The 25,435-nt window shown below is 64.0% G+C and carries 25 protein-coding genes, 1 tRNA gene and 1 pseudogene; 14 read left to right on the forward strand and 13 right to left on the reverse strand.

Translation table 11 applies throughout. The annotated features are described in order from the left end of the window. The first annotated feature begins 94 nt into the window (after positions 1–94). A complete protein-coding gene (locus ACSKB8_RS09665; protein WP_438103770.1) occupies positions 95–565 on the forward strand; it encodes a nuclear transport factor 2 family protein in 471 nt (156 codons plus the stop codon). A 39-nt stretch (positions 566–604) separates the two neighbouring features. On the opposite strand, the gene ACSKB8_RS09670 is transcribed toward ACSKB8_RS09665, so the two are convergent. The 3 genes from ACSKB8_RS09670 to ACSKB8_RS09680 all read right to left on the reverse strand — a co-directional run bounded on the left by ACSKB8_RS09670 (position 605) and on the right by ACSKB8_RS09680 (position 3,419). Then, positions 605–1,402 carry an acyl-CoA thioesterase domain-containing protein gene (locus ACSKB8_RS09670; RefSeq protein WP_438103771.1) on the reverse strand — a complete coding sequence of 266 codons (798 nt, stop codon included), beginning with the start codon at positions 1,400–1,402 and terminating at the stop codon, positions 605–607. A gap of 200 nt (positions 1,403–1,602) precedes the next feature. Continuing rightward, a complete protein-coding gene (queG, locus tag ACSKB8_RS09675) occupies positions 1,603–2,778 on the reverse strand; it encodes a tRNA epoxyqueuosine(34) reductase QueG (protein WP_438103773.1) in 1,176 nt (391 codons plus the stop codon). Further along, a complete protein-coding gene (locus tag ACSKB8_RS09680) occupies positions 2,727–3,419 on the reverse strand; it encodes a glutathione S-transferase family protein (RefSeq protein ID WP_128930451.1) in 693 nt (230 codons plus the stop codon). The genes queG and ACSKB8_RS09680 overlap by 52 nt, the downstream gene beginning before the upstream one ends. A gap of 169 nt (positions 3,420–3,588) precedes the next feature. Here ACSKB8_RS09680 and ACSKB8_RS09685 point away from each other — a divergent pair, with 169 nt between their 5' ends. From ACSKB8_RS09685 to ACSKB8_RS09695, 3 genes are all read left to right on the forward strand, one after another. Further along, positions 3,589–4,395 carry an undecaprenyl-diphosphate phosphatase gene (locus ACSKB8_RS09685; protein WP_438103775.1) on the forward strand — a complete coding sequence of 269 codons (807 nt, stop codon included), beginning with the start codon at positions 3,589–3,591 and terminating at the stop codon, positions 4,393–4,395. A gap of 211 nt (positions 4,396–4,606) precedes the next feature. Beyond that, positions 4,607–5,932, forward strand: coding sequence for an FAD-binding oxidoreductase (locus tag ACSKB8_RS09690; RefSeq protein WP_438103777.1), 1,326 nt, complete (start codon positions 4,607–4,609; stop codon positions 5,930–5,932). 3 nt (positions 5,933–5,935) lie between these two features. Next, positions 5,936–6,676 (forward strand): SDR family oxidoreductase, encoded by a 741-nt coding sequence (locus ACSKB8_RS09695; RefSeq protein ID WP_438103778.1) that lies wholly within the window; start codon positions 5,936–5,938, stop codon positions 6,674–6,676. Between the two features lie 204 nt (positions 6,677–6,880). Here the strand turns inward: ACSKB8_RS09695 and ACSKB8_RS09700 are convergent, their stop codons facing one another. Further along, positions 6,881–7,846, reverse strand: a complete 966-nt coding sequence (locus tag ACSKB8_RS09700; protein ID WP_438110475.1) for a complex I NDUFA9 subunit family protein — start codon at positions 7,844–7,846, stop codon at positions 6,881–6,883. 152 nt (positions 7,847–7,998) lie between these two features. Here ACSKB8_RS09700 and ACSKB8_RS09705 point away from each other — a divergent pair. Further along, positions 7,999–8,085: transfer RNA gene (locus tag ACSKB8_RS09705), tRNA-Leu, on the forward strand. A gap of 203 nt (positions 8,086–8,288) precedes the next feature. Here ACSKB8_RS09705 and ACSKB8_RS09710 read toward each other — a convergent pair. Further along, on the reverse strand, positions 8,289–8,762 hold the full coding sequence (locus ACSKB8_RS09710; RefSeq protein WP_438103780.1) for a hypothetical protein: 474 nt from the start codon (positions 8,760–8,762) through the stop codon (positions 8,289–8,291). Positions 8,763–8,787: 25 nt separating this feature from the next. Further along, positions 8,788–9,157: pseudogene (locus tag ACSKB8_RS09715) on the reverse strand (antibiotic biosynthesis monooxygenase family protein). Positions 9,158–9,251: 94 nt separating this feature from the next. On the opposite strand from ACSKB8_RS09715, the gene ACSKB8_RS09720 reads away from it, so the two are divergent. Continuing rightward, complete coding sequence (locus tag ACSKB8_RS09720; protein WP_438103781.1) at positions 9,252–9,728, forward strand: MarR family winged helix-turn-helix transcriptional regulator; 477 nt, start codon at positions 9,252–9,254, stop codon at positions 9,726–9,728. Positions 9,729–9,747: 19 nt separating this feature from the next. On the opposite strand, the gene ACSKB8_RS09725 is transcribed toward ACSKB8_RS09720, so the two are convergent. Then, a complete protein-coding gene (locus tag ACSKB8_RS09725) occupies positions 9,748–11,019 on the reverse strand; it encodes an MFS transporter (RefSeq protein ID WP_438103783.1) in 1,272 nt (423 codons plus the stop codon). 290 nt (positions 11,020–11,309) lie between these two features. Here ACSKB8_RS09725 and ACSKB8_RS09730 point away from each other — a divergent pair, with 290 nt between their 5' ends. The 8 genes from ACSKB8_RS09730 (at position 11,310) to ptsN (ending at position 19,428) form a co-directional block, all read left to right on the forward strand. Further along, a complete protein-coding gene (locus ACSKB8_RS09730) occupies positions 11,310–12,635 on the forward strand; it encodes a UbiA family prenyltransferase (protein ID WP_438103784.1) in 1,326 nt (441 codons plus the stop codon). Positions 12,636–12,749: 114 nt separating this feature from the next. Beyond that, positions 12,750–13,364, forward strand: a complete 615-nt coding sequence (locus ACSKB8_RS09735) for a ribonuclease D (protein ID WP_091882381.1) — start codon at positions 12,750–12,752, stop codon at positions 13,362–13,364. Positions 13,365–13,508: 144 nt separating this feature from the next. Then, positions 13,509–14,243, forward strand: a complete 735-nt coding sequence (gene lptC / locus ACSKB8_RS09740; protein ID WP_438103786.1) for an LPS export ABC transporter periplasmic protein LptC — start codon at positions 13,509–13,511, stop codon at positions 14,241–14,243. A gap of 5 nt (positions 14,244–14,248) precedes the next feature. After that, the gene (locus tag ACSKB8_RS09745) at positions 14,249–14,974 is read left to right on the forward strand and encodes an LptA/OstA family protein (RefSeq protein ID WP_438103788.1); all 726 of its coding nucleotides are present in this window, start codon (positions 14,249–14,251) and stop codon (positions 14,972–14,974) included. 247 nt (positions 14,975–15,221) lie between these two features. Next, positions 15,222–16,232, forward strand: a complete 1,011-nt coding sequence (gene lptB, locus ACSKB8_RS09750; protein WP_438103789.1) for an LPS export ABC transporter ATP-binding protein — start codon at positions 15,222–15,224, stop codon at positions 16,230–16,232. An 89-nt stretch (positions 16,233–16,321) separates the two neighbouring features. Next, a complete protein-coding gene (gene rpoN / locus ACSKB8_RS09755; RefSeq protein ID WP_438103791.1) occupies positions 16,322–17,956 on the forward strand; it encodes an RNA polymerase factor sigma-54 in 1,635 nt (544 codons plus the stop codon). 198 nt (positions 17,957–18,154) lie between these two features. Continuing rightward, a complete protein-coding gene (gene hpf, locus ACSKB8_RS09760; protein WP_091882369.1) occupies positions 18,155–18,757 on the forward strand; it encodes a ribosome hibernation-promoting factor, HPF/YfiA family in 603 nt (200 codons plus the stop codon). Positions 18,758–18,966: 209 nt separating this feature from the next. Beyond that, positions 18,967–19,428 (forward strand): PTS IIA-like nitrogen regulatory protein PtsN, encoded by a 462-nt coding sequence (gene ptsN, locus ACSKB8_RS09765; protein WP_438103793.1) that lies wholly within the window; start codon positions 18,967–18,969, stop codon positions 19,426–19,428. Positions 19,429–19,848: 420 nt separating this feature from the next. Here the strand turns inward: ptsN and ACSKB8_RS09770 are convergent, their stop codons facing one another. The 6 genes from ACSKB8_RS09770 to ugpB all read right to left on the reverse strand — a co-directional run bounded on the left by ACSKB8_RS09770 (position 19,849) and on the right by ugpB (position 25,042). Beyond that, positions 19,849–20,121, reverse strand: a complete 273-nt coding sequence (locus tag ACSKB8_RS09770; protein ID WP_438103794.1) for a DUF1150 family protein — start codon at positions 20,119–20,121, stop codon at positions 19,849–19,851. A gap of 50 nt (positions 20,122–20,171) precedes the next feature. Continuing rightward, on the reverse strand, positions 20,172–20,597 hold the full coding sequence (locus ACSKB8_RS09775) for an Hsp20 family protein (RefSeq protein WP_407115843.1): 426 nt from the start codon (positions 20,595–20,597) through the stop codon (positions 20,172–20,174). 246 nt (positions 20,598–20,843) lie between these two features. Beyond that, complete coding sequence (locus tag ACSKB8_RS09780; protein WP_438103796.1) at positions 20,844–21,926, reverse strand: sn-glycerol-3-phosphate import ATP-binding protein UgpC; 1,083 nt, start codon at positions 21,924–21,926, stop codon at positions 20,844–20,846. Between the two features lie 20 nt (positions 21,927–21,946). Further along, positions 21,947–22,795 (reverse strand): sn-glycerol-3-phosphate ABC transporter permease UgpE, encoded by an 849-nt coding sequence (gene ugpE / locus ACSKB8_RS09785; RefSeq protein ID WP_091882354.1) that lies wholly within the window; start codon positions 22,793–22,795, stop codon positions 21,947–21,949. Beyond that, a complete protein-coding gene (gene ugpA, locus ACSKB8_RS09790; RefSeq protein ID WP_091882351.1) occupies positions 22,795–23,676 on the reverse strand; it encodes a sn-glycerol-3-phosphate ABC transporter permease UgpA in 882 nt (293 codons plus the stop codon). Before ugpA ends, ugpE begins: the two co-directional genes overlap by 1 nt. Before the next feature lie 49 nt (positions 23,677–23,725). Beyond that, entirely contained in the window at positions 23,726–25,042 is a 1,317-nt protein-coding gene (ugpB, locus tag ACSKB8_RS09795) for a sn-glycerol-3-phosphate ABC transporter substrate-binding protein UgpB (protein WP_438103798.1), read from the reverse strand. Positions 25,043–25,435 lie beyond the last annotated feature (393 nt).

The raw sequence follows: 25,435 nt of genomic DNA on the forward strand, positions 1-25,435 counted from the left end.
AGACCCCTCACCCAAGCGAATGCGTATCAACGAGCGGAGCTGCCCTCTCCCGCAAGGGGAGAGGGCACAATAAGAAGCAGCGGGAGGCAACACAATGACCACCACCACCGCCATGCTGCGCGCCTTCTGCGATGCGGTCGAGCAGCGCAACGGCAAGGCTTTCGCCGAACTGTTCACCGAGGACAGCATTTACCACGACGTGTTCTACGGTGCGTTCGCTGGTCGCGCCAAGATCGCCGAAATGATCGACGACTGGTTCTATCGCGCGGCGACCGATTTCCGCTGGGACATGCACGATCCCGTCACCGACGGCACCACGCTCTATGCGCGCTACACGTTCAGCTATCGCTCGACCCTGGCGGAAGCGAACGGCGCGCGGGCGATGTTCGAGGGCGTGGCGATCATGACGCTGACGGGCGGCAAGATCGCCAGCTATCACGAGGTCGCCAACACCGCGCCTGCGTTTGTCGACCTGAAATTTGCGCCGGAACGGATTGTGAAGATCGTCGCCAAGCAGGGCGCCGAGCTGAAGGCGCGACCGGAGATGCAGCGGCATCTTAGTTGAGCGCCGCTCTCTCCCACTTCGTCATTCCGGCGCGCGCTCCTACCGCTTCGACGGATTCACCATCGGCTTGCGCTGCGCCAGCGCGGCGACCGTGGCGGTGCCGATCGGGCCCTCTACGTCATAGAGCCAGCATTCGCCGATCGCCACGCCGTCGGTGGCGTGATGGTTCACCACCTCGAAGCCGATCCAGTTCGTGACCGGCAGGCGGTGCAGATAGATCGTGACGTCGCTGTTGATGTAGCCGAGCCCCTTGTCGCCGGCGTTGGCAAAGGGGCTGGCGAAGTCGGCACCAACAGCGACATGGACGAACGGCGTCATCGGCACGCCCGCAACGAGCTCGCGCACCTCGCTCATCCAGAGCCGGCGCGGACCAAGCGAGCCCATATGGCCGACGATCGGCCGCGTCGTCCATTTACCGTTCATGCCGAGCCTGGGATCGGTCGGCTTGGGAATGTCGGCCGGCTTCGGCACATCCCAGTTCGGCGGCGACCAGACGTTGCCTTCCGGATTCTGCGTTCGCCGCAACAGCTGGCACGAGGCGCGCGCCATGCTGACGCCGCCGGAGACGAACTCCGCCTCCACCACGCGGATGCGCAAGCCGTCGCGCACCAGCCGCGTCGTCACTTCGATCGGCCTGTCGATGGTCGGCAGCCGAAACATGTCGACGGTGAGCCGCGCCGGCACGAATTCGGGGCCGGAATAGCGCTCCTCGATGGCGAAACCGAGCAGGCCGATGATGACGCGCCCGTGCAGCGATTTCGGATCCCACGGGCCGTTGGCGACTTCCGTCGGATGGAATGTGTCGCCGTCGCGGGTGAAGAAAGGCATGTTTGTCATGACGCGCGACTGTGCGGGAACAGGTGAGGAAATCAAGAGTGGGTGTCGCATGAGGGTCGGGTGCGCACCGCTCAAGCCACAACAACCGCTGTCATCGCCCGACTTGATCGGGCGATCCAGTACTCCGAGACGGCAGTGATTGAGTCGAGAAGCCGCGGCGTACTTCATGCCCCGGTCAAGCCGGGGCATGACACCGAGAGTTAGGAGGCGGCGCGCCACTCCTCACGCACGCTATCGTCGGACTCTCCGCTCAACGCAGCGCTCTTCATCGCCGCAAGCTCCTCCTTCGACATCAACTGCGCTAGCGCCCACACCGCAGCTCCGCGCACCAGCGGGCTCGCATCCTGCAGCAATCGCCGCGCCTCCGCAGCCAGCACCACCTCCCCGGAGTTGCCAATCGCGATCAGCACGTTCCGCACAAAACGATCGCGGCCGATGCGTTTGATCGGCGACTTCGTGAACAGCGCACGAAACGCCGCGTCGTCGAGCCGTGCCAGCTCAGCGAGACCGGGTGCGCGTAATTCGTCGCGCGCGGCGAGCTTGGTCTCGCGCCCCTCCTGCGCGAACTTGTTCCAGGGGCAGGCGGCGAGGCAATCGTCGCAGCCATAGATGCGATTGCCGATGGCTTTGCGAAATTCGTGCGGGATCGGTCCCTTGTTCTCAATGGTGAGATATGAGATGCAGCGCCGCGCATCGAGCTTATAGGGCGCGGGGAACGCCGCGGTAGGGCAGATGTCGAGACAGGCGCGGCACGAGCCGCAATGGTCGATCTCCGCATCGTCGCGCGGCAGCTCCAGCGTGGTGTAGATCGCGCCGAGGAACAGCCAGGAGCCGAACTCGCGCGAGACGAGATTGGTGTGCTTGCCCTGCCAGCCCAGATGCGCGGCTTGCGCCAAGGGTTTCTCCATCACCGCCGCAGTGTCGACGAACACCTTCACGTCGGACGGCGCGGTCGCGACCAGCCAGCGCGCCAGCGCCTTCAGCCGTTTCTTGATCAGGTCGTGATAGTCATCGCCCTGCGCATAGACCGAGATTGCCGCGCGCGTGCTCTGCTTGAGGATCGCAAGCGGATCCTGGTCGGGGCCGTAATTGACGCCGAGCATGATCACCGAGCGCACGTCCTGCCACAGCCCGCGCGGATCGACGCGGCGTTCAGGGCTTGCGGCAAGCCAGTCCATGTCGCCATGGCCGCCCGAGGCGATGAATTCGAGGAAATATTTTCCAGCGCTCTCGATCGTGCCCGGTGCGGTGATGCCGATGCAGTCGAAGCCGAGCGCGCGGGCTTCGCGCGTAAGCGCCGTCTTCAGTTCAGCCGGATCGGAGCTCAGAAATCCAGGTCCACGTAAGTCCGCGACGCCGGCACGCCGGCCAGCCATTCGCTGAGCAGCGGACGGAACGACGGGCGGGATTTCACCCGCGCGTACCACGCCTTTGCTGCGTCGTCCTCGCTCCATGGCACGTCGCCCAGATAGTCGATCGCCGAGAGATGCGCCGCGGCGGCGAGATCCGCGTAGGTGAGCCGGTCGCCCGCGAGGAAGTTACGCGTCTGCGCCAGCCAGCCGATATAGGCCAGATGATAGCGCACGTTGGCCTTGGCGGCGCGCATCACGTCGGCCGAAGGCGGGCCGCCGCCGTCCTCCTCGCTCATGAACCGCTTGTAGATGCGCTCGGTGACGAGAGGGTGCGAGACCTCCTCGAAGAATTTTTCGTTGAACCAGGCCATCAGCCGGCGCACCTCGACCCGCTCGCCGATCGTTTGCGGCATCAGGCGCTTGGGTCCCATCTCGGCGCCATGGGCCTCGTCGACATATTCGGCGATGATCGCCGCGCCCGGTATGGGCGGCTGCTCGTCGTCCACCAGAACCGGCGTCGTTCCCGCCGCATTGAGCAGCAGAAACGCCTCGCGTCGTTCCCAGCTGCGCTCTTCGACCAGCTTCAGGTCGAGCCCGTATTCGCCCGCGATCAGGCGGATGAAGCGCGAATGCGGGCAGAACGGATGATGAAACAGCGTAAACATGAAGCCTTTGACTATTTGATGGTGCTTAAGAATCCATCAATGTTTGTGCGGCGCCACACTAGTTCCTCAAAACCGCGAAGCAAGGGCGTGATGTCGCATTTTGCGATTGCGGCATGGGGGCGAATAGGCGAGAAGAGCCCCGCTTTTCCAGCCGAAATGGACCGTAAATATGTCAGATGCAATACGGGCAGTGATCCTCGGCATCATCGAGGGTGTGACCGAGTTCCTTCCCGTGTCCTCGACCGGCCACCTCTTGCTTGCCGAGCGCTTCTTCCACCTCGGCGAAGGAGCCTTCTGGGATTCGTTTACGGTTCTGATCCAGCTGGGTGCGATCCTCGCGATCGTCGGGCTCTACTTCAAGAAGCTCTGGGACGTCGCGATTGGCCTGTTCACGGGCGATGCCTATGCGCGCCGCTTCGTGATCGGCGTGCTGGTGGCGTTCCTGCCGGCCGTGATCGTCGGCCTCGTCGCCGGCAAGTACATCAAGCTCATGCTGTTCAATCCGTGGGTCGTGTGCTTCACGCTGATCGTCGGCGGCGCCATCCTGCTCTGGGTCGACAGGCTCGAGCTCAAGCCGCGCGAGTATGATGCCACCAAGTTTCCGCTGTTGATGTATCTCTATATCGGCATCGCGCAGTGCGTGGCGATGATCCCGGGCGTGTCGCGCTCCGGCGCCAGCATTGTGGCCGCCATGCTGCTCGGGGCGGACAAGCGCGCGGCGGCGGAGTTCTCGTTCTTCCTCGCCATCCCCACCATGATCGGCGCGTTCGCCTACGATTTCTACAAGAACCGCTCCGAGATGACGATGGACCACATGAACATCGTCGCGATCGGCTTCGTGGTGTCGTTCATCACCGCGATCATCGTGGTCAAGACGTTTTTGACCTACGTCACTCGGCACGGTTTCATGCTGTTCGCCTGGTGGCGCGTCATCGTCGGCACGCTCGGCCTGATCGCGCTGGCGCTGGGGCACTAAAGCGCCTGGCTGTAGCCCGGACGGAGCGCAAGCGTAATCCGGGGCGGGCGTCGCTTGCTGCACGATCCCGGATTGCGCCATCGGGCGGCGCTTCGCGCCGATCCGCCAGCTCCATCCGGGCTACGCCCCGAACACGCTTTCAACGCAAAATAAGCTTTTGATCGGTAGTCAGTTTCCAGCGCCGGGCGAAGCCCGGCACAGGAGCTGAACCATGACCCTCGTCAGCGGCTGGGGGCGTTTCCCGGTCGTCGATAGCGATGTGCTGCGGCCGCGCTCGTTCGCGGCGGTCGGCGAGGCCGTCTCGGCCGGCACCGTCGCGCGCGGCAATGGCCGCGCCTACGGCGATGCCGCGATCGGCGCCGCCAGGACCGTCGCGATGACGGGGTTCGACCGGGTCAGGTGGTTCGACCCGGCGACCGGACGCATCCGCCTCGAGGCCGGCGTGCTGCTGTCGGACCTGATCGAGACATTCGGCCCGCGCGGCTTCCTGCCCTTCGTCGTTCCCGGCACGCGCTTCGTGTCAATCGGCGGCGCGATTGCGGCCGACGTGCATGGCAAGAACCATCATTGCGAGGGCGGCTTCGGCCGCTATGTCGAGAGCATTCTGCTGCGAACCGGACAGGGCGAGGTGATGGAAGCCTCGCGCGAGCAGAACTCCGATGCGTTCTTTGCGACCGTCGGCGGCATGGGCCTGACCGGAATCATCCTCGAGGCGACGATGCGATTGCGGCCGGCCGAAACGGGATGGATCCGCGAGCGGGTGATCTCCGCATCCGACCTCGACGCGGCGATACGCGCGCTCGATGCGGGCGATTCCGCGACCTATTCGGTGGCCTGGATCGATTGTGTCGCGCGTGGCAAGGATCTCGGCCGCGCGCTGGTTTATCTCGGCGAGCACGCCGGCAAAGACGAGCTCGCCGCTAGCGCCGCTGCATTTCCCGTCGGCAAAGATCCCGGCCTCCGTGTGCCCGTCGATCTGCCCTCGATGACGCTGAACCGCATCAGCATCCGCGCCTTCAATGAGCTGTACTACCGCATGGGCGCGCGGCGCGCCCGCGGCAGCCAATTGGTCTCGCTCTATCCGTATTTCTTTCCGCTCGACAGCCTCAAAGACTGGAATCGCATCTATGGCAAGCGCGGCTTCCTCCAGCATCAATGCGTGATCCCGGAGCAGGGCGCGCGCGCCGTACTCGGCGACATCCTCGAGCGCGTCGCAAGGCGTGGTGATGCCTCCTTCCTCGCTGTGCTCAAGAAGCTCGGCCAGGGCGACGGCATCCTGTCGTTTCCGCTGCCCGGCTACACGCTGGCGCTGGATTTCCCGCTGAGGGGCGACATCCTGAATTTCCTCGACGAGATCGATCGCCTGGTCGTCGCTGCCGGCGGCCGGCTGTATCTCGCCAAGGATGCGCGCCAGTCGCGCGCGACGTTAGCCGCCGGCTATCCGGCCTTGCAGCGCTTCAATGCGATCCGCAAATCGCTCGATCCCGCCGGGACCATCCGCTCGAAACTTTCACAACGCCTGTTTGATGAGGTCTAGGCCGTGACGTCACGCAAGTCAGTATTGGTGCTGGGTGGCTCCTCCGATATCGGCCGCGCCGCCGCGCGCGCCTTTGCCAAAGCGGGATACGATGTCGCCCTCGCAGGCCGCGACGTCGCCGTGCTGGAGCCTGATGCCGCCGATCTGCGCGCGCGCTACACCATCGAGGTCGGACTCCATAAATTCGATGTGCTCGACACTGCGTCGTTCGAGAGCTTTGTCGGCGGCCTGCCGGCGTTGCCTGACGTCGTTGTCTCGATCGTCGGCCTGCTCGGTGTGCAGGAGAAGGCCGAGAGCGATCTCGCCCACGCCACCACGATCATGCGCTCCAACTACGAAGGCCCGTCGCTGATCCTCGGCCTGTTCGCCGAAAAGTTTTTAGGCCGCGGCAATGGCACGGTCGTCGGCGTGTCGTCCGTTGCCGGCGATCGCGGCCGCGCCTCGAACTATGTCTATGGTTCGGCCAAGGCCGGCTTCTCCGCTTTCCTGTCGGGCCTGCGCGCCCGCGCCAGCCGCGGTGGCGTGCATGTCGTCACCGTAAAACCCGGCTTCGTCCGCACCAAGATGACGGAAGGCATGAAGCTGATCGGCCCGCTCACGGTCGAAGCGCCGGTGGTCGGCGATGCGATCCTTCAGGCCGTCGAGAGCAAAACCGACGTCGTCTATGTCAGCGGCAAATGGCGCCTGGTGATGCTGATCATCAAGACGCTGCCGGAAGCGGTGTTCAAGAAGCTGAATTTTTGAGCTCGAAGGGCTCGCACTGCGGCCGCGGTCTGCTCCCTCGCCCCGTTCTTACGGGGAGAGGGTTGGGGTGAGGGGCCCCTCTCCGCACGCGAGATCGCCGAGAGACCTGTACCCCCCTCACCCGAATCGCTTCGGACGATGCTTCGCATCGCCGAGCGCGATCCGACCTCTCCCCGCAAGCGGGGCGAGGTGAAAAAGGAAACCTCACGCGCTCTTGCGCTGGAACTGGCCCGCCGCGCGGAAACGCCAGAGATATTGCGGGGCAATGGTCTCGAGCGAATCGGGGGTGATGCCGAGCCCTTCCAGCGTCAGCCCCGCCGCCTTCGCCGCATCCGACACGACATTGTCGAGCTCGAGCATCGTGACCTGGTCCGGCGTCAGCCTCAGCGCGCCCGGCGCAAATTGCAGGAAGTTGGCCTTGAAGCGGGCGAGCCCGAACGGCAGCGGGATCAGCATCCGCTCGCGATTGGTGATTGCGAGGATGGCCTCGATGATCGCGCGCATGGTCAGCACATCCGGCCCGCCGAGCTCGTAGGTCGCGCCCGGCTTGGTCTTGCCGTCGACGGCATCGGCGATCGCGGTGGCGACGTCGGCGACATAGACCGGCTGTACCTTGGTCTCGCCGCCGATCAGCGGCAGCACCGGCGAAATCCGGGCCAGCGCGGCAAAGCGGTTGGTGAACTGGTCCTCGGGCCCGAACATCAGAGAGGGACGGAAGATCGTCGCCGACGGCACGGCTGCCCTTACCGCCTCCTCCCCGGCCGCCTTGGCCTTGGCATAGCGCGAGGGCGATTTGGCGTCGGCGCCGATGGCGGAGACATGCACCAGGCTGGCGCCGGCGGCGGCCGCCGCCTTGGCGACGGTTTCGGCACCCTTGGCCTGGACGGCGTCAAAGGTCTGCTGGCCGCCCTCGGTGAGGACCCCCACGAGGTTGATCACGACATGCGAATCACGCAGCGCCGCCTCGACCGAGGCCGGATAGCGCAGGTTCGCCTGCACGGTGTGGACCTGCCCAACCTTGCCGGAGGGCTGGAGGTATCCGGCCAGTTCCGGCCGCCGCACCGCCACCCGGATCCGGTAATCGCGCTTGCACAGGGCGCGGACGACATTCCGGCCCAAAAACCCCGATCCGCCGAAAATCGTGACGAGCGTGTCCAGATTCGATGCCATGGGGGTCGGTTCCTGCAGGTGGGGTAACGTGTTGTCAGGCTTGTATCGGGCCGGTTTGCGATGCGCAATCGGCATCCCGAAGCAGCCTTCAAGCATGAATTGACAACGGCGTCACCGAACCGTAGTAACCGCCTCCGTGCCCCAAACGGCATGCCCAGGTGGTGGAATTGGTAGACGCGCTGGCTTCAGGTGCCAGTGGCTTAACGGCCGTGAAGGTTCGAGTCCTTTCCTGGGCACCATCCCCAACCCAAGTGGTTGAAATCGCTCATTTGCAGGGAAATTGAGCCGCTGACCGGTACCCGTCACCGGGGACACAGCGTTTATGGACTCTAGGAGTCCCGGATCTCCAATTTCATCATCATTGCCTTTCGGAAACCGGGGAGTTCGGCAATTCCGGACATGAGCGGGGCGGATCGATCGAGAGCGAGGTCGCGGGCGGTGCTCAGATTGTTGTCTTGGCGTCGAGGCGATGGCGTGGGCGGGCGCGGAGTCGGCCCTTCATCTTGACGCCATCCCGCATATTGAGACCGAGAAGAACGATGTTGGTCGCGCCGGCAAGCAGCTCTAGCGCCTGAACCGCGTAGAATGTCGAGTCGAACTCGGCGGCCTTCGCCTTGGAGGCGAGAAACAAGGCGGCGGGAATCAGAAGCAGGACGCCGTTGCCGGCGATGAACGGCATCCGTTTGATCTTCGCACCGATCAGGCCCGCACGCCGCTCCTTGGCGAGGAAGAACCCCGAGCCTCCCGTCACCGCCAGCGCCGGAACCAACAACAGGAAGCCCCAGGGGATGGCCGTTTTGACCATGGTCACGCTCGCGTGTGATGCAAGCATCTCCGTGAGAGCCGTGGAAAGCCAGAAGGTCGCAACAGTCGTCAGTGCGACCGCGCCCGCGATCGGGTGGATGATCTTGGTCATCGGATCCTGCCGTTTTCGAAGCGAGCTACGCGACGCAGATGCCGGGCACGGCGAACCTTCTGGAACAGGTGCGGAGAGGCGACGGCGGACGAGGGATAGGCTGAGATCTTCGATCTGAACTCAGGGTGCGTGAACGCAGCCCGGAAGTGGGCGGTCGATTCCCAGACGGCATAGTTCAGATAGGTCGGGCTGTCGCCGATCGCGCGGTGAAGCTGGGTGGAGATGAAGCCCGGCTGCCGCTTCATGAAGGCGGCATCGTCCTGCCAGACCTGGAGGAAGCTCTGCTCGTCGGCCTTGTCGAGTGTGAAGACATTCACCAGCACGACAGGGCTGGTATCGATGCCGAGCTGACGATCGATCGGAAAGGCGGGGTCCAGTGGGCGTAGGTGCGACATGAAGCCTCCGTGAGGTTGGTTGCATGATGCCATTATGGTACGATGCTATATACCAACTTGACATTATAATGTCAATAAAGACTTATGGTGACATATGTTGAAATCCGAACGCACGTCAGCCGGCGATGCTCTGACCAACCTCATGCTCGACTTGTTCCGGCTGAACAGCCTGCTCTTGACCGCAGGCGACCGGTTGGTGGCCGGCCTCGGGCTCACCAGCGCCCGCTGGCAAATCCTCGGCGCCATCGTGCACGCAGAGCGCCCCCAGCCAGTCGCATGGCTTGCCCGCGATCTGGGTGCCAATCGGCAGAACGTGCAGCGGATCGTCAACGACCTTCTCGCGGAAGGGATTGTGGCGTTCGAGGCCAACCCGCATCACCGGCGAGCGCAACTTGTCGTCCTGACCGATAAGGGACGGCGCACTTTCGACGCTGCCATGGCTTTGCAGGCGCCATGGGCCAACAGCCTTTCGGAAGGGCTCGCAATCAAGGACCTGCAAGCCGTTCACCGTGTCGTCACGGCGCTACGGAAGAAACTGGAGAGCAACGATGAGCCTGAAGAGCGAGCCTGACGAATCAGCCCGCCCGCCCTCACACCACCCGCTTCCCCGCCCGCTCCGCCACCGCCTTCTGTACAAAATACATCGCGACCAGCGAGACGATCGAGGTCGCGACGACGATGTAGCCTAGGCGATCGAAATGGATCAGCGAGCCGTCCGCCTGCTGCGCGATGATGCCTGCGGCGAGCATCGAGCCGAGCCCGCCGGAGAGCTGCTGCAGCGAGGCGCTGACCGCGCTGAACGAGCCGCGCTGGCTCGCGTCGGGGATCGCCGACATCAAGGCCTGCGACGGGATCATGCGCGAGAAGATGCCGACGAACAGCAAGACGTTGACAAGGATCGCGGTCGCCAGCGAGACGTGACCGAGATGGGTGTAGATCAGCACCATGATCACCGAAACCACACTGCCGAACACGAAGGTCGGATATTTGCCGAACGCGTCGCTCGCCCTGCCGACCAGCGGCCCGGTGACGATGCTGAACAGGCCGGAGACGAGATAGATCGTCGGCAGATGCGTAATGTCGATGCCGAGATTGTGCACGGTGAAGGCGCTGGAGAACGGCATCAGCATGTAGCCGCCGGTCGCCAGCAGCGTCGTGACGGCGAAGGCCAGCGTATAGCGCGTCTGTCCGATCGTCGCGATCAGATGGCGGAACGGGTTTCTGTCCTGCTTCAATTTCAGGTGCGCATCGACCGGCTCCATGACCAGGGCGATGATCGCGATCGCGGCGATCGACACCACGACGATTGCGGCGAAGCAGGCATGCCAGTTCCAGTGATTGGCGAGAAACAGCCCGGCGGGAATGCCGAGTACCTGGCTCGCGGCAAACGCGGTCTGGATGAAGCCCATCACGCGGCCGCGCAGGTGCAGCGGAAACAGGTCGGTGACGATGGCGAGCACGACCGCGCCGATCACGCCGCCGAACAATCCGGTCACGATCCTGCCGAGCAGCAGCACATGGTAGTTCTGCGCGGCGGCGCAGAGCATGGTTCCGAGCGTGAAGCCGACATAGAAGAACAAGAGCAGGCGCTTGCGATCGAAGCGATCGGCAAAGCCCGCGGCGAGGATGCCCGAGATCCCCGCGCTGAACGCGTAGGCCGACACCGCGACACCGAACTGCCCGGCCGTGATGTTGAGCGAGGGCATCAGGATGGCGCCGAGCGGCGACATGATGATGAAATCGAGGATGATCGTGAATTGCGTGAACGCGAGCAACGCGATGAGGAGCGCCTGATAGCGCGAAAAGCCGCGTTGGCGTTCCCTTGGGTCGTCGACGGGCGCGGCGAGCGTCTGTTCGGTCATGGTACCTGATTCAGGGTGAGGGCGACGGGGGCGCGAGAAACTGGCAGATAGGGTGGACGGGGACGATGTCCACGGGGCGCAAGGCAAAAGCTCTGCCGGAACAGGACGCGCGCGTGGGTTGTGGGATTTGGGCAACAGGGCCTTCGGCGGGAGACCGTCCGCCCCCTCCTACGCGGAATTAAGCCGCCCTTAGCGAATGCCCCTTAGGCTCGCGGCCGTCCATTTCCCCTGCTCCCCGGCCTCCCCAGCCTTTGGGCCGGTCATTTGGCGGCAAGTAAGAGCATTTTTGGATGGAGCAGCCTGCCCGGCAGCATGATTCTGGCGCCCCGGCACCGTCGGCGACTGCGGCGGCTGGGCGGACGCTTGTCGTCGATCTGGAAGGCGCGCTGCTGCGTTCCGAGCTGCTGATGGAAGCGCTGTTCAGCGCGCCCGGCCGCATGCTGGCCCGCTTCGGCGCTGGCGGACGGACGGGCATGGCGGCGCTCACGGATATCCTGGCGCGGGCCGAGATCGACTATGCCCATCTGCCCTATGATTCCGATGTGCTGAACCGGGCGCTGGCGGCGCGGGCGCGGGGCGCGAAGATCTATCTCGTCGCCGGACGTTTCGCCGATCATGCGGCGGGCATTGCCGCGCATCTTGGTTTTGACGGCGTCGTGACGCCGGCCGATCTTGCTGCAGGCAACACGCTGCCGTTCGATCGCGGCGCGATCGAGCGCATCGACGACCGAGGCGGAAGTCGCGTCGGCCTAAAAACCTGGGCCAAGGCGCTGCGCCTCTATCAATACGCCAAGAACACGCTGGTGTTCGTGCCGGCGCTCACCGCGCATCAGATGAATCTTTCGACGCTCGGCCATGCGCTGCTGGCGTTCATGGCGTTCTCGGCCTGCGCGTCGGGCGCCTATCTGATGAACGATCTCTTGGATCTCGCGGCCGACCGGCAGCATCCGACCAAGCGCCATCGCGCGCTCGCGGCCGGCGATTTGCCGATCTCCTCCGCGCTATCAGCGATTCCTGCGCTGTGGCTGTTCGCGCTCGTCGCCGGCCTCTGCATCTCGCCCCTCTTCCTCGGCGTGCTCGGCGCCTACCTCGTCACCACGATCGCCTATTCGCTCGCGCTCAAGCGCAAGATGCTGGTCGACGTGGTGACGCTGTCGGGCCTCTACAGCTTGCGCATCATCGCCGGCGCCGTCGGCGTCGGCGTGGTGCTGTCGGAATGGCTGTTGATCTTCTCGCTGTTCGTGTTCACCTCGCTCGCCTTGATCAAGCGCTTCAGCGAGCTCAGCATGCGCGAGAGCGCGGGCCTCGCCGATCCCTCCAACCGCGACTACAGGATCACCGATCTGCATGTCATCGCCGCGATGGCGGCGGCGAGCGCGATGAACGCGGTGACCGTGTTCTCGCTCTACGTCTCCTCCTCCGCAGTGACGCCGCTCTACAGCCGCCCCTGGATGCTATGGCTGCTCAACCCGCTGCTGCTCTACTGGTTCGGCCGCGCCCTGATGATGGCGCATCGCCGCGAGATGCCTGACGATCCCATCATCTACGCTTTCCGCGACGGCCCCAGCCGCATCACGGTGGCGGCGATGATCTGCATCATGCTGGCGGCGATCTGATCGGGCCCGTAAGGTCACGGCCGGCGCTTGCGCGGCGTGCTGCGAGTGGATACATCGCTGGTAATCCCGATTAGCCTATTCTGCCGACAGACCGATTCGAGGTTTTGAAACGCCATGACCGTACGCCTGCATCGCGGCGACCTGCCCGACCTGTCCCGCTACACCGGAGCGGTGGCGATCGACACCGAGACCATGGGGCTGAACCCGCACCGCGACCGGCTCTGCGTGGTGCAGCTCTCGCCCGGCGACGGCAGCGCCGACGTGGTGCAGATCCCCAAGGGTCATACCGATGCGCCGAATCTGAAGGCGCTGCTGGCCAACCCCGCCATCACCAAGATCTTCCACTTTGCGCGGTTCGACATCGCGGTGCTGTACCAGACCTTCGGGATCATGACCGGGCCGATCTACTGCACCAAGATCGCCTCCCGCCTGACCCGCACCTATACCGACCGCCATGGCCTGAAAGACCTCGTGCGCGAGGTGCTCAACATCGACCTTTCCAAGCAGCAGCAGTCCAGCGACTGGGGCTCCGACAGCCTGACCGAGCCGCAGCTCGCCTATGCCGCCTCCGACGTGCTGCATCTGCACGGCTTGCGCGAGCGGCTCGATGCCATGCTGGTGCGGGAAGGCCGCACCCAGCTGGCGCAGGCCTGCTTCGACTTCCTGCCGACCCGCGCCCTGCTCGACCTGCAGGGGTGGGCGGAAGAGGACATTTTCGCGCATTCCTGACGCCTCCGGTGGTCGCCAGGTTCAGGGCTGTCGCCCCGTTTCGGACACTTTCGTAACGGCCTGTCGCCGGCTGCATATTTCGGCGGCGCCGGGTACAATGGGGCGCCTTCGACTGGACAAGGTTAGCGACACGCTGGAGCAGCGGTGAACTCGGCCCAGAATCCCACCTACGACGCCGCGCTTGCGGCGAAGTTCGCCAGCGCGGCGCGCCACAGCCGCCTGGTGCGGATTCTGCGCGTCGCGGTGCCGGGCGCGGTGCTGCTATCGATGGCCGCCATCGTCGGCGTGTCGGTCTTCAATCCGTTCCGCATGCTGATGCCGAAGCTGCCGCTCGATTCCGGAAACATGGTGGTGTCGGGCACCAAGATCACGATGGAATCGCCGCATCTCGCCGGCTTCACCCCGGACCAGCGGCCCTACGAGCTCTGGGCCAAGACCGCGACGCAGGACATCACCGACCCCGATCATGTCGATCTCGCCGACCTGCGCGCGAAGGTGCTGATGGAGGATCAATCCACCCTGTTCCTCGACGCTCGCACCGGCCGTTTCGACAACAAGCAGCAGCAGCTCGATCTGCACAAGGACATCTTGCTGCGCACCTCCACCGGCTACGAGGCGCGGCTGAACTCCGCCTTCGTCGACATGAACAAGGGCACGGTCACTTCCGACGAGCGCGTCGACGTCAAGCTGACCAACGGCACGCTGACTGCGGACCGGCTGCGGATCACGGAGGGCGGCGATCTCATCCGCTTCGAGGGCAACGTGGTGATGCACCTGGACAAGCTGGACGACAGCGCCGCCGCGCAGCCTGCGCCACCCGATCCAGCGCCACCTGCGAAGACGCGCACGCCTCAGAACAAGTCTGCCAATTCAAAGTGATTTTCATGATCAGGTTTTTTTCGCGCAACGACGACAAGCGCAGTGCCATCATCCGTGCGGCTGCGCTGAGCCTAGGTCTCTTGATCGCTGCCGATGTGGCGCGTGCACAGAGCTCGGCGAACGCGCCGAACAACGCGCTGCAGGGCTTCTCGCAAAACCGGGATCAGCCGATTCAGATCGAAGCGGCCTCGCTCGAGATGCGCGACAAGAAGAAGGAGGCGACCTTCTCCGGCAATGTGAAGGTCATCCAGGGCGACACCACCATGACCTCGAAGACGCTGGTGGTGTATTACGAGTCGAGCGGCGGCGATAAGCCGGCGACACCGCAGCAGCCCGCGGCGAAGGGCGCGAAGTCGACCACGCCGATGCAGTCGGCGACGCCGGGGCCGGGCGGCAGCTCCGCGATCAAGCGGCTGGAGGCGCACGGCAATGTCGTGGTCACCCAGAAGGACCAGGTGGTGACAGGCGAGTCTGCCATCTTCGACACCAAGACCAATCTCATCACCATGTTCGGCGGCGGCGCGGGCCAGGTGGTGATGACGCAGTGCAAGAACGTGATGCGTGGCGATCGGCTGAAGGTCGACATGACGACCGGCGTGTCGCGGGTGGAATCTGATAGCGGCCGGGTTCAGGTCTTGCTGCCGCAGGGCGGCAGCAGTGATTGCGGCCAGGGCGCCAAACCCGGCGGGGCGCCGCCTCTGCAATTGCCGGGCGCAAGTAAACAAAAGTAAATTCAATCACTTGTCTCGGATGCTCCCGATCCGAGGTTGAAGCTTGCCCGGCAAGACTGTATCTAGCGCGAAGGGCTTTCGAAGCGGGGTTCGCCGCTTTTCGGGCGTGTTTCACTGGGCATGAGACATCCCTTCACTCATGCGGCACCGGCAAATCGCAAGGCCGGGGCGGCAGATCGCGGGATCACGCGCGGATCATCGTGCAGGATTGTCGTGCAGGATCGTCGTGAAAGGCTAGAAGGCGGGGATGGTCGATCTCTTCAGCATGTTCCGTCGACGCCCCGCCAAACGCGGCCGGCCAGGATTTGCGCGGCAGGACATCACCGCGCTCGGTGACAACGTCGGCGGTCTCGTGACCAGCCCGGTACGGGACGCGCCGCCGCTCGCCCGTGACCAGGCGATGCGGGCGCCCGACCAGTTCCAGGGTGACTACCAGGCCGACTATCAAGCCGAGCCGCCGCGGCCGCAGGCGGTTCACCCCGTCAGGGCCGCCACCAGGTCCAATGGCACGGGCGGGCCGCAGTTGCTGCGGCGGCCGGGCTTCCTGGCTGTGCATAGCGTGGAAAAGGCCTTCGGCAGCCGTCAGGTGGTGCGCGGTGTCAGCATCTATGTGCGCCGTGGCGAAGCGGTCGGCCTGCTCGGTCCGAACGGCGCCGGCAAGACCACCGTGTTCTACATGATCACCGGCCTGATCAAGGCCGATCGCGGTGCCATCGAGCTCGACGGCCACGACGTCACGAAACTCCCGATGTATCAGCGCGCGCGGCTCGGCATCGGCTATCTGCCGCAGGAGGCCTCGATCTTCCGCGGCCTCACCGTCGAGCAGAACATCCGCGCCGTGCTCGAAGTGGTCGAGCCCTCGCGCAAGAAGCGCGAGCAGCAGCTCGATTCGCTGCTCGACGAGTTCAACATCACGCGCCTTAGGAAATCGCCGTCGATCGCGCTATCAGGCGGTGAGCGCCGCCGCGTCGAGATCGCGCGCGCGCTGGCGACGCGGCCGAACTACATGCTGCTCGACGAGCCCTTCGCCGGCATCGATCCGATCGCGGTCGGGGACATCCAGGATCTCGTCCGCCATCTCACCAATCGCGGCATCGGCGTCTTGATCACCGACCACAATGTGCGCGAGACGCTCGGCCTCACTGATCGCGCCTACATCGTCTATGCCGGTGAAATCCTGACCGAGGGTACCCCGGATGAGATCGTCGCCGATCCGGACGTGCGCCGGCTTTACCTTGGCGAGGAATTCCGCCTCTAGCCCGTTTTTGCGTTCGTCAAGACGTGTACATCGGGCCCGGACTAGGATAAGCAAAAATCGGACCAATTTTTGGGAACGGTTCTTGCTTCATGGCGCTCACGCAGAGATTAGAGTTCCGGCAATCGCAGTCGCTGGTCATGACGCCGCAGCTGATGCAGGCGATCAAGCTGCTGCAATTGTCCAATCTCGATCTCACGACCTTCGTGGAGGAGGAACTCGAGCGTAATCCCCTGCTGGAGCGGGCCAATGACGAAGCCGGCGGCGAAGCTTCCGCCGACGCCGGCCAGTACGGCGAGGAGGCCCGCGGCCAAGACGATAGTAACGGCGACAGTCTCGGCGACGACGGCTTTGGCGGCAGTGCGGAGGCCTTCGAGCCCGGCCAGGAAGAATGGATGAGCAGGGATCTCGGCACCCGCGCCGAGATCGAGCAGACCCTGGACACCGGCCTCGACAACGTCTTCTCCGAGGAGCCGGCCGAGGCGGCCGCGCGCAATGCCCAGGACGCCGCGCCGACGACCTACACCGAGTGGGGCGGCGGCGCCTCCGGGGATGAAGACTACAATCTCGAGGCCTTCGTCGCCGCCGAGATGACGCTCGCCGCCCATCTTGCCGAGCAGCTCTCGGTCGCCTTCACCGCGCCGGCGCAGCGCATGATCGGCCAGTACCTGATCGACCTCGTCGATGAGGCCGGCTATCTGCCGCCGGATCTCGGCCAGGCCGCCGAGCGTCTCGGCGCATCGCAACAGGACGTCGAGGACGTCCTTGCCGTGCTGCAAAAATTCGATCCGCCCGGCGTCTGTGCGCGCAATTTGAGCGAATGCCTGGCGATCCAGCTCCGCGAGCTCGACCGCTACGATCCGGCCATGCAGGCGCTGGTCGAGCATCTCGATCTCCTCGCCAAGCGCGACATCGCGTCCTTGCGCAAGCTCTGCGGCGTCGACGATGAGGACATTGCCGACATGATCGGCGAGATCCGCCGCCTCAATCCCAAGCCCGGCATGAAGTTCGGCTCGGCGCGGCTCCAGACCATGGTGCCCGACGTGTATGTCCGCCCGGGTCCCGACGGCGGCTGGCATGTCGAGCTCAACAGCGACACCCTGCCGCGCGTGCTGGTCAACCAGACCTATTATTCCGAGCTGTCGAAGAAGATCGGCAAGGACGGCGACAAGTCCTACTTCACCGATGCGCTTCAGAACGCGACCTGGCTGGTGCGCGCGCTCGACCAGCGCGCCCGCACCATCCTGAAAGTTGCAACCGAGATCGTGCGCCAGCAGGACGGCTTCTTCACCCATGGCGTGGCACACTTGCGGCCGCTCAATCTCAAGGCCGTCGCCGACGCCATCCAGATGCATGAATCCACGGTGTCGCGCGTCACCGCCAACAAATACATGGCGACCAATCGCGGCACGTTCGAGCTGAAATATTTCTTCACGGCTTCGATCGCCTCGGCCGACGGCGGCGAGGCGCATTCCGCCGAAGCCGTTCGCCACCACATCAAGCAGCTGATCGATTCGGAAGAGCCCACGGCGATCCTGTCGGATGACACCATCGTGGAACGCTTGCGCGCCTCGGGCATTGATATTGCCCGCCGCACGGTCGCGAAGTACCGCGAAGCCATGCGCATACCCTCCTCGGTGCAACGTCGCCGCGACAAGCAGAGCGCTCTTGGTAACGTCCTCTCCACCGCAATGTCCGATCGTTCCCGCAACACCGAGCCGGCCTGATTGCGCCGGGGCGAAATCGCGCTACTCTCACCTCCCCATTGAGACCGATCCAAGCATGCGCATGAACCGGAAAAGTGCACAGCGGTTTTCCCTCCCGACAAATGCGGAACGCGTTTGCGGGAAGATCATGCGCAGGGAACAACTTCAGCTGCGGTGACCCGTCATCGCAGCTGAGGCGCAAACCAAGCGAGGCATCACATGACTCTCCGGATTTCGGGCAAGAGCATCAGCGTCGGCGACGCCCTGCGCGGCCGCGTTGCCGACCGCACCGACGAGGTGCTGCGCAAATATTTCGACGGCAACTATTCCGGCCACATCACGCTGAGCAAGGACGGCTTCGGCTTCCGCACCGATTGCGCGCTGCACCTCGATTCGGGAATCACCCTGGAAGCCGATTCGAACGCGCCGGATGCCTATGCCAGCGCCGACCAGGCGCTGCTGATGATCGAGAAGCGGCTGCGCCGCTACAAGAACCGCCTCAAGGACCGTTCCGCCCGCAAGGCCCATGCCGCCACCGAGGCGATGGCTGCGCTCAATGCCACGAGCTATGTGCTCGAGGCGCCCGAGGGCGAGGACGAGGTCTCCGGCTACAGTCCCGTGATCATCGCGGAGCAAACCACCTCGCTCAAGTCGCTGTCGGTCAGCGAGGCCGTCATGGAACTCGATCTGAGCGGGGCGCCTTGCCTGGTCTTCCAGCACGGTTCCTCGGGCCGGGTGAACATCATATACCGTCGGGCCGACGGCAATGTGGGCTGGATCGACCCTCCGGGCGGCAAAACAGACCGCAAGGTGGACGGTTAATGGTTCCGGCCCCTCCGCAAGCCTTAACAATGACCGTGGGCAAAGCCGCACGCGGGAGTTGGCACCGGGATTGCGTTGGAGTAGAAGCGCCCCACATCAGGACCGGGGCTAAGTCCTCCTCCTGCTTCATGTTATTGACGCCGGCTCAGCTTGGTCTTCCAAGATGGCCAAATCGGAACTGACGGTTTAATTCACCTCGGAAAGCTTCCATGCCGATTACCGATCTGGTCGCACCCGAGGCGATTCTCTCGGCATTGAAAGTCAACAGCAAGAAGCAAGCCTTGCAGGAACTCGCGGCCAAGGCCGCCGAGTTGACCGGGCAGAACGAGCGCTCCGTCTTCGAAGTGCTGCTTCAGCGCGAGAAGCTCGGCACCACCGCAGTCGGCTACGGCGTCGCCATTCCCCACGGCAAGCTGCCCAAGCTGGACAAGATCTTCGGCCTGTTCGCGCGCCTCGATCGCCCGATCGATTTCGAATCAATGGATGGCCAGCCGGTCGATCTCGTCTTCCTGCTGCTCGCTCCCGAAGGCGCCGGCGCCGACCATCTCAAGGCGCTCGCCCGCATCGCCCGCCTGCTCCGCGACCAGGACATAGCCAAAAAACTCCGCGCCTCGCGCGACGCCCAGGCGATCTATTCGGTGCTGGCCCTGCCGCCCGCGACGGCGGCCTGAGCGTCACTGCGAGCGCAACTCTCTCAACACCGTCATTGCCGACTGTAAGGGAGCGTGCCCCGGACGCAGCGCAGCGCTTCCCTCGCGATGCGAAGCATCGTCGAGTGCGGTGCGCTGCAGAGCCGGGGCCCATGTCTCCACATTGTGCGTGTTGCTTTCTGGGTCCCGGCTCTGCGCCGCAACGCTTCGCGCTGCACCGCGTCCGGGACACGAGAGTTGAGCACCCTGTAGCCTCACACTCCGTCATTGCGAGCGAAGCGAAGCAATCCAGAATCTTTCCGCGGAGGGATTCTGGATTGCTTCGTTGCTTCGCTCCTCGCAATGACGATGCCGAGACGATATCGCTCAAAATGAAAACGGGCACGCCTTCGCGTGAAGGCATGCCCGCTTGAAACTCTATTCGTGCGAACGCGCGTGCGCTTAGTGCACGCTCACCGCTTGCAGCTCGTTGCTCCAGGCGTTGGCGATCGCGGCTTCCCGGCTGTCGGTCAGCATGATCGGCGTGCCGTCGGCGGCGTGGAGCGCGAAGAGCTTGAGGCCCGGCGCAACCTTGGGCGCCTCGGGGAACAGGTCCGGCACGTCCTCGGAGCGGATCTGCTTCACATAGGCGATATGACCTTCGCCGAGGGTTGCCAGCGTCTCCGGAGAGACATTCTTGGCTTCATATTCGAACGCAACGTGACCTTCACTCATGGTCTCGACTCCTCTGGAACACTAAGCGGTCGAGTCCGCTACTCGTTCCATTATTCGTGCTCATTGATAGCGATTGTCTTAACGATCCTCTCCGGTTCAGGCCGGGCCAGATCGATCGACAACAGCCCGTTCTTCAGATCCGCACCCAGCACCAGCATCCCCTCCGCCAGCACGAAGGTGCGCTGGAAGTGGCGCGCGGCGATGCCGCGATGGATGTATTGCCGGGTCTTGTCGTCCTGCTGCCGCCCGCGGATCACGAGCTGGTTTTCCTCAATGGTTACATCGAGTTGGTCGCGGGTGAATCCGGCAACCGCCAGCGTGATGCGCAAACGCTCGGGCTGGCCATCCGCGCGGTCGCACCTCTCGATATTGTAGGGAGGATAACCGTCGGCGCCTTTGACGACCCGATCGAGCACGCGCTCGATCTCGTCGAAGCCCAGCAGAAAGGGACTGGAGAGCGTTGGAACACGAGACATAGTTTACAAAGTCCTCGCAGAAGCGACTTTGGTGTTTCAGGGCCCGCAAGCGGCACCCCTTGGTCAGCAATATGGGCATATCCCCGAGTGGGTTCAAGCAGGTAGCCGGGGAGGCTGTGGATGCCCTGTTTCCACCTGCGACCAGCACGGGGAATTTGCGGACGATTTATCCCAACGAAAACAAGCCCCTTCTACTGTGCATGGGGTTGTTTTCGCACTTTTTGGTTGGCCGGCCCCTGGAACCGATCAGGCCTCGATCCGCTTGCGCCCGTCGCCGCTGAACAGGTGCAGCCTCGACCGCACCGCCGCGACGCGGATGTGCTGGCCGATCGCTGGCGCTTCGGTTCCGGGAATGCGGACGATGACCTCGCCCGGCGGCAACTCGCCGGGGGTGGCGGCGACGCGCTGCTCCTCCTGCTGGCGCGAGCCGTAGACGAAGGTTTCGGCACCGACGCGTTCGATCGCCTCAACGGTGAGCGGCAGCGCGACGCCGCCGGCCGGGGTCTGGTCGGTGATGACGAAGTCCTCCGGGCGGATGCCGACGATGCCGGCCTCGCCTGCATCATTGAGCTGCGATCTGATCTCGTCAGGGCGCGTCGACATCAAATTCATCGGTGGTGCCCCGATGAAGGAGGCGACGAAGGTGGTGGCCGGCTTCTCGTAGATCGCGAGTGGGTTGCCGATCTGCTCGACCTGGCCGCCATTCATCACCACCAGGATGTCGGCGAGCGTCATCGCCTCGAGCTGGTCATGGGTGACATAGATCGACGTGGTGTTGAGGCGGCGCTGCAATTTGCGGATCTCGACCCGCATCGCGATGCGCAGCTTGGCGTCGAGATTGGAGAGCGGCTCGTCGAACAAGAACACTTTTGGCTGGCGCACGATGGCGCGGCCCATGGCGACGCGCTGGCGCTGGCCGCCTGAGAGCTGGCGCGGCTTGCGCTCCAGCATGGCGGAGAGCTCGAGCACGCGCGCGGCTTCCTCGACGCGGGTCTTGATCTCGGCTTCGGCCATGCCGCGATTGCGCAGGCCGTAAGCCATGTTGTTGTAGACGCTCATATGCGGATAGAGCGCGTAGTTCTGAAACACCATCGCGATGTCGCGATCGGCCGGCTCGATCTGGTTGACGACGCGGCCGCCGATGTCGATCTCGCCGCCGGTGACGGTCTCCAGCCCCGCGACCATGCGCAGCAATGTGGACTTGCCGCAGCCGCTTGGACCGACCAGCACGCAGAACTGGCCGTCGCCGACATCGACGTCGACGCCCTTGATGGCTTCGAAGCCGCCGGGATAGGTCTTGCGGACGCTGCGCAGGGTGACGTTAGCCATGAAAACTCATTTCCAAGAACCTACTTTTCCGTCTCGACCAGGCCGCGCACGAACAGCTTCTGCATGGCGACGACGACGAACACCGGCGGCAGCATGGCCAGCACGGCGGTTGCCATCACGATCGGCCATTCGGTGAGTGCGTCGGTGGTGGTGATCATCTTGCGGATGCCGATCTGGATCGTCTGCATGTCGTCGCGGGTGGTGATCAGCAGCGGCCAGAGATATTGATTCCAACCGAGGATGAACAGGATCACGAACAGCGCCGCCATGTTGGTGCGCGACAGCGGCAGCAGCGTGTCCCAGAAGAAGCGGAAGGGACCGGCGCCGTCGATGCGTGACGCCTCCAGCAGTTCGTCCGGCACCGTCATGAAGAACTGTCGGAACAGCAGCGTCGCGGTGGCGGATGCGATCAGCGGCAGCGACAGGCCGGCATAGCTGTCGAGCATGTGCAGATCGGCGACGATCTTGTAGGTCGGATAGATGCGCACCTCGACCGGCAGCATCAGGGTGATGAAGATGAGCCAGAAGATCGGCATCCGGAACGGAAAGCGGAAATACACGATCGCATAGGCCGAGATGATCGAGATCGCGATCTTGCCGACCGCGATCAGCAGCGCCGTTATCAGCGAGTTCAGCATCATGTTGCCGACCGGCTCGCGGGTCGATCCGCTCGTGCCGACGAAGATGGTCTGATAGTAGGTCTGGAAGAAATGGCCGCCGGGCAGCAGCGACATCTGCCCGTTCGCGATCAGCGCGTTGTCCTGGGTCGAGGCGACAATCGCGATGTAGACGGGAAACGCGACGATCGCGATCCCGATCCAGAGGATGATGTGCGCGACGTAGCGCCGAAAGCCTTCTTCCTCGACCATCAGTAGGTCACCTTGCGTTCGACGAAGCGGAACTGGATCCCCGTCAGCACGATCACCATGATCATCAGGATCACCGATTGCGCCGCCGAGCTACCGAGATTGCCGCCGAGCAGGCCGTCGGAATAGACCTTGTAGACCAGCGTTTCCGTCGACTTGCCGGGACCACCGCGGGTCATGGTATCGATGATGCCGAAGGTATCGAAGAAGGCGTAGACGATGTTGACGACCAGCAGGAAGAAGATGGTCGGCGACAGCAGCGGGAAGGTCACGGTCCAGAACCTGCGCATCGGGCGCGCGCCGTCGATCGCGGCCGCCTCGAGCACGCTTCGGGGGATGCTCTGCAGGCCGGCGAGGAAGAACAGGAAGTTGTAGGAGATCTGCTTCCAGGCGGCGGCGAGGATGATCAGCGTTGCGGCCTGGTCGCCGTCGAGCAGCGGATTCCAGTCGACGCCGAGGGCGCGCAAGTACCGCGAGAGCACGCCCAGCGAGGGGTGCAGCATGAAGATCCAGAGCACGCCGACGACCGGCGGCGCCACCGCATAGGGCCAGATCAAGAGCGTGCGGTACAGCATCGAGCCGCGCAGCGGCTTGTCCGCCATCACCGCGAGCAGCAGTGCAAACGACAGCGACGAGACTGCGATGGCGAACGAGAAGAAGAAGGTCCGCACGATCGCCTCGAAATAGGCGCGGTCCTTCAGAAGCTCGAGATAATTGTCGAACCAGACGAAGCTGGTCGAAAGACCGAAGGCGTCCTGGAGCAGGAAGGACTGGATCACCGCCTGCCAGGCCGGCCAGTAGAAGAAAATCAGGACGATCGCGAGCTGCGGCGCAACCAGCGCGTAGGGCAATAGTTTCGATTGGAAAATGGCTTGCTTTTGCATGATGCCCGCAGGAGCGGCAGGCCGGGTTACCGGCCTGCCGCTGATCGCCTCACTTGACGGCGGTCTTTTCGAACTGACGCAGCATCGTGTTGCCGCGCTCGACGGCGGCATCCAGCGCCTGCTTGGCGGTCTTCTTGCCGGCGAGCGCCTGCTCGATCTCTTCCGACCAGACGTCACGGAGCTGAACCATGTTGCCGAGGCGCAGGCCGCGCGAGTTCTCGGTCGGCTCCTTGTTGGTCAGCTCGAGCAGCGGGGTCTCGAGATAGGGCTGATCCTTGTAGAAGCCTTCCGCCTTGGCCTTCTCATAGGCCGCCTTGGTGATCGGCAGATAGCCCGAGGCCTTGTGGATGTAGACCTGGCGATCAGTGTCGGAGAGGAAGCTCAGGAATTTCGCGACGCCCTTGTAATCCTCGGCCGACTTGCCGCCCATGACCCAGAGCGAGGCGCCGCCGATGATCGAGTTCTGCGGTGCGCCCTTCACGTCGGGATAATAGGGCATCGGGACGGCGGTGAAGCTGAACTTGGCCTGCGCCTTGACGTTGCCGAAGAACGCCGAGGAGGTCAGATAGAGCGGGCATTCACCTGACGTGAAGCGGCCTTCACCGGTGTTGGTGCGGCCGGCATAGTCGTAGGTCTTGTCCTTCTGGAGCTCGACCAGCTTCTCGAGGTGCTTGACCTGGACCGGGCTGTTGAATTCGAGCACGGTGTCGAAGCCGTCGAGGCCGTTGGCCTTGGTCGACAGCGGCACGTTGTGCCAGGCGGAGAGCTGCTCGAGATTGACCCAGGTAACCCAGGAGTTGGAGAAGCCGCAGGTCGGATGGCCGTTGTCGTGCAGCTTCTTGGCGGCGTCGAACACCTGAGGCCAGGTCTTCGGGATCTCGACATTGGCCTTCTTCAGCTCGTCGAGATTGACCCACATCACCGTCGACGACGAGTTGAAGGGGAAGGACAGCATCTCGCCCTTCGAGGTCGAGTAGTAGCCGGTGATCGCGGGCAGATAGGCCTTCGGATCGAACTTCTCGCCGGTCTCGGCCATCAGCTTGTACACCGGCTTCACGGCGCCGGTCGCGGCCATCATGGTCGCGGTGCCGACCTCGAACACCTGCATGATGTGCGGGGCGTTGCCGGCGCGGAAGGCGGCGATGCCGGCATTCATCGTGTCGGCGTAATTGCCTTTGTAGGTCGGGATCACCTTGTAGTCGCTCTGCGATGCGTTGAAGTCGTTCGCGAGCTTGACGATGACGTCGTTGTTGGCGCCGGTCATCGCGTGCCACCACTGGATTTCAGTCACGGCCAGGGCCGGCGAGGCCGACACGCCAACCGTGATTGCAACAGCCGCAGCCGCACCAAAATGTCGAAGAGCCATCAAGAAAACCTCCCTTGCCCGTCAATAAAGAAGCGCTTGCGCTAGCAGCGCCATATGACGTTCACATGACTGTGTAAGCGGCCGAAACGAAAGCGGCAAGCGCTGGAAAAGGGAAGCCGGAAAATAGGCGAAGACGTGCGTGTCCAGCTTCCTGCGGTCGCGGCGCACATGTGCGCCCGCGCCGCAGTGCGGCATTAACTGTTCGGATGGGGAAGGGCCGTCCGCGCGGAATGGCGTCGGGTTGACGATCGGGCTACGGGCTCGAACAACTCTCCCGCTTGCGGGAGAGGTCGGCGCGTTCCGGGCGATGCGAAGCATCGTCCCGCGCGCCGGGTGAGGGCTTTCTCCTCTTGAGGAGTCTCACTGCGGAGACACCCTCTCCCCAGCCCTCCC

It is taken from the genome of Bradyrhizobium sp. BR 1432 (assembly GCF_051547705.1).
Taxonomy (GTDB): Bacteria; Pseudomonadota; Alphaproteobacteria; order Rhizobiales; family Xanthobacteraceae; genus Bradyrhizobium; species Bradyrhizobium zhanjiangense.

What these genes read in the sequence shown, in the direction of transcription:
- ACSKB8_RS09710 (WP_438103780.1), bottom strand. Translation starts at nt 8,762, where the DNA reads ATGACCAAGATCATCCACCCGATCGCGGGCGCGGTCGCACTGACGACT.
- hpf (WP_091882369.1), top strand. Translation starts at nt 18,155, where the DNA reads ATGACTCTCCGGATTTCGGGCAAGAGCATCAGCGTCGGCGACGCCCTG.
- ACSKB8_RS09725 (WP_438103783.1), bottom strand. Translation starts at nt 11,019, where the DNA reads ATGACCGAACAGACGCTCGCCGCGCCCGTCGACGACCCAAGGGAACGC.
- ugpA (WP_091882351.1), bottom strand. Translation starts at nt 23,676, where the DNA reads ATGCAAAAGCAAGCCATTTTCCAATCGAAACTATTGCCCTACGCGCTG.
- rpoN (WP_438103791.1), top strand. Translation starts at nt 16,322, where the DNA reads ATGGCGCTCACGCAGAGATTAGAGTTCCGGCAATCGCAGTCGCTGGTC.
- queG (WP_438103773.1), bottom strand. Translation starts at nt 2,778, where the DNA reads ATGGCTGGCCGGCGTGCCGGCGTCGCGGACTTACGTGGACCTGGATTT.
- ACSKB8_RS09735 (WP_091882381.1), top strand. Translation starts at nt 12,750, where the DNA reads ATGACCGTACGCCTGCATCGCGGCGACCTGCCCGACCTGTCCCGCTAC.
- ACSKB8_RS09665 (WP_438103770.1), top strand. Translation starts at nt 95, where the DNA reads ATGACCACCACCACCGCCATGCTGCGCGCCTTCTGCGATGCGGTCGAG.
- ACSKB8_RS09730 (WP_438103784.1), top strand. Translation starts at nt 11,310, where the DNA reads ATGGAGCAGCCTGCCCGGCAGCATGATTCTGGCGCCCCGGCACCGTCG.
- ACSKB8_RS09700 (WP_438110475.1), bottom strand. Translation starts at nt 7,846, where the DNA reads ATGGCATCGAATCTGGACACGCTCGTCACGATTTTCGGCGGATCGGGG.
- ACSKB8_RS09670 (WP_438103771.1), bottom strand. Translation starts at nt 1,402, where the DNA reads ATGACAAACATGCCTTTCTTCACCCGCGACGGCGACACATTCCATCCG.
- ACSKB8_RS09685 (WP_438103775.1), top strand. Translation starts at nt 3,589, where the DNA reads ATGTCAGATGCAATACGGGCAGTGATCCTCGGCATCATCGAGGGTGTG.
- ptsN (WP_438103793.1), top strand. Translation starts at nt 18,967, where the DNA reads ATGCCGATTACCGATCTGGTCGCACCCGAGGCGATTCTCTCGGCATTG.
- ACSKB8_RS09780 (WP_438103796.1), bottom strand. Translation starts at nt 21,926, where the DNA reads ATGGCTAACGTCACCCTGCGCAGCGTCCGCAAGACCTATCCCGGCGGC.
- ACSKB8_RS09680 (WP_128930451.1), bottom strand. Translation starts at nt 3,419, where the DNA reads ATGTTTACGCTGTTTCATCATCCGTTCTGCCCGCATTCGCGCTTCATC.
- lptB (WP_438103789.1), top strand. Translation starts at nt 15,222, where the DNA reads ATGGTCGATCTCTTCAGCATGTTCCGTCGACGCCCCGCCAAACGCGGC.
- ACSKB8_RS09720 (WP_438103781.1), top strand. Translation starts at nt 9,252, where the DNA reads ATGTTGAAATCCGAACGCACGTCAGCCGGCGATGCTCTGACCAACCTC.
- ACSKB8_RS09775 (WP_407115843.1), bottom strand. Translation starts at nt 20,597, where the DNA reads ATGTCTCGTGTTCCAACGCTCTCCAGTCCCTTTCTGCTGGGCTTCGAC.
- ugpB (WP_438103798.1), bottom strand. Translation starts at nt 25,042, where the DNA reads ATGGCTCTTCGACATTTTGGTGCGGCTGCGGCTGTTGCAATCACGGTT.
- ACSKB8_RS09745 (WP_438103788.1), top strand. Translation starts at nt 14,249, where the DNA reads ATGATCAGGTTTTTTTCGCGCAACGACGACAAGCGCAGTGCCATCATC.
- ACSKB8_RS09690 (WP_438103777.1), top strand. Translation starts at nt 4,607, where the DNA reads ATGACCCTCGTCAGCGGCTGGGGGCGTTTCCCGGTCGTCGATAGCGAT.
- ugpE (WP_091882354.1), bottom strand. Translation starts at nt 22,795, where the DNA reads ATGGTCGAGGAAGAAGGCTTTCGGCGCTACGTCGCGCACATCATCCTC.
- ACSKB8_RS09770 (WP_438103794.1), bottom strand. Translation starts at nt 20,121, where the DNA reads ATGAGTGAAGGTCACGTTGCGTTCGAATATGAAGCCAAGAATGTCTCT.